General features: G+C 32.3%; 3 pseudogenes. 1 reads left to right on the top strand and 2 read right to left on the bottom strand.

Annotation, left to right across the window (positions count from 1 at the left end):
- Positions 1-184: pseudogene (locus AC1DJR_RS30445) on the bottom strand (ABC transporter permease); the annotation flags it as partial.
- Between the two features lie 33 nt (positions 185-217).
- Positions 218-1,607: pseudogene (locus AC1DJR_RS30440) on the bottom strand (peptide ABC transporter substrate-binding protein).
- Positions 1,608-1,926: 319 nt separating this feature from the next.
- On the opposite strand from AC1DJR_RS30440, the pseudogene AC1DJR_RS30435 reads away from it, so the two are divergent.
- Positions 1,927-1,998: pseudogene (locus tag AC1DJR_RS30435) on the top strand (DUF3899 domain-containing protein); the annotation flags it as partial.

The raw sequence follows: 1,998 nt of genomic DNA, 5'->3' as shown, positions 1-1,998 counted from the left end.
GTAGTAATTTCATCAAAAAGAAAGTCAATGTAGTAATTAAAAATAATGTCAAAGCCATGTACACGAAACGTTTTAATACATAACGTCCCATAGTCAAGCACCTCCCCGTTTTTCTCAAAAGCAATAAGATAGTTTTAAATATTCTTACTTTTATTTTTTTAAAATAAGAGCATATGCCCATCATAGGCATATACCCTTGTAAACGATGGAAAAAAGATTATTTTTGTTCAACAGATGCCCATTTGTAAGTTAATTTACCACCATAGTTAATTGGGATAATATCTTTTACGGCACCTTTTACCACATATGCTGAACCTTTTTGGAAGATCGGAGCAATAACTGCATCCTCTTTAATTAATATTTTCTCTACTTCTAAAAGGTTGTTCCAGCGAGCTTGTAAATCTTTTGTATCTGTTTTTGCTTTTAGAATTAGCTCATCATATTTCGGATTAGAATATCCTGTTTTATTTTGTGAACCATTCGTAACAAACATATCTAAATATGAGACTGGATCTGGGAAGTCTGGATCCCAAATACCAAACGCCATATCATATTCTTGAGAGTCTTCTAACTTATTTTTTTGTGCGAATGGCTGCTGTTTAATTTTGATCGTTAAACCAGGTAAGTTCTTTTCCATCTCACCTTTTAAGAATTCGCCAATTTTTTTCGCATCTTCATTATCGAAGCTTAAGAATTCTAGTTCAATTTTATCAGTGCCAAGCTCTTTCTTTGCTGTTTCCCAAAGTTTTTTCGCTTCTTTTGAATCCGTTTCAACTAGATTTCCATTTAATCGAATTTGTCTCATATAAATTTACATCAGTCGATGTATTTTTCACAATATTGAAATTTATTTCTTCGATTTTAACCGTCTTGTTATCCCAATATGATGGGTTCTTCTTAAATTGGAAGCTTTGTTCATGTTTCCAATCACTCATAACGAATGGCCCGTTATATAATGTTGTATTTGCCTCTAAACCAAACTTATCACCTTGTGATTTCACAAAGTTCTCATTTAGTGGGTAGAACACCGGATAAACCGTTAAATCAATAAAGTAAGGAACGGGATTGTCTAATTCCACTTCTAATGTATAATCATCAATCGCCTTTACACCTAATTGGTCAGCAGGTAATTCTTTTTTATGAATTTTTTCTGCATTTTTAATATCGAACATAATGTATGAATACGTCGCTTTTGTATCTGGATTTACTGCTCTTTTCCATGAATACACAAAGTCTTTCGCTGTTACAGGTTCCCCATTCGACCATTTCGCATCTTTTCTTAACTTAAATATGTATTTCTTCCCATCATCTAGCTTTTGGACATCTTCAGCAATCCCAGGCATTCTCTTTTGATCTTTGCCAGTACGATATAAACCTTCCATCGTATTATTTAATGCTGTTGAAGATGCAGAATCTGATGCTAACGATGCATCCATTGATGGAATTTCAGATAACTCTGTTAAATTAAGAATCTGTTTTCCGTTACTACTACTAGTAGTGTTTTCTTTTCCTTTTGCTTTAGCGTCCTCTTTCTGGTAGCTACACGCGCCAAGCAACATACTTGCAGTTAAAGTCGATGCAAGCAATAGCGGTATCTTTTTCTTCATGTTGTGTTGCCTCCCCTAATTGCACTTCCTGTACCCTCACTTGTAGAAAAACAGAATTGAAAGAATAATCTCCAAGTTTCTACAATTTTCATTATACATATAATACGACGATTGTGAATATAGTTTTTTGTTTTTTTGTTAAAATTTTTAATAAAATGTTTATATTTTTAATTTTTTGTAAAGGGATACGGTAACATTGCTACCATCATCTTGAAATTAGAACCTCAATTGCGTATAATTTTCAAAAAATTATTTATATTACTTATTATAACTTTTATAGTATAATAATTCTAGTAATATTTTGACGGAGGGGAATATTTTGAATAAAGTTTTTTTTCATACTTGTATACTATTTTTGGTTGCGATAATCGCTTCTAGTGTGGGCGCATTC

It is taken from the genome of Bacillus sp. 05T31, assembly GCF_056396725.1.
This window is presented reverse-complemented; position numbering and strand designations above follow the sequence as displayed.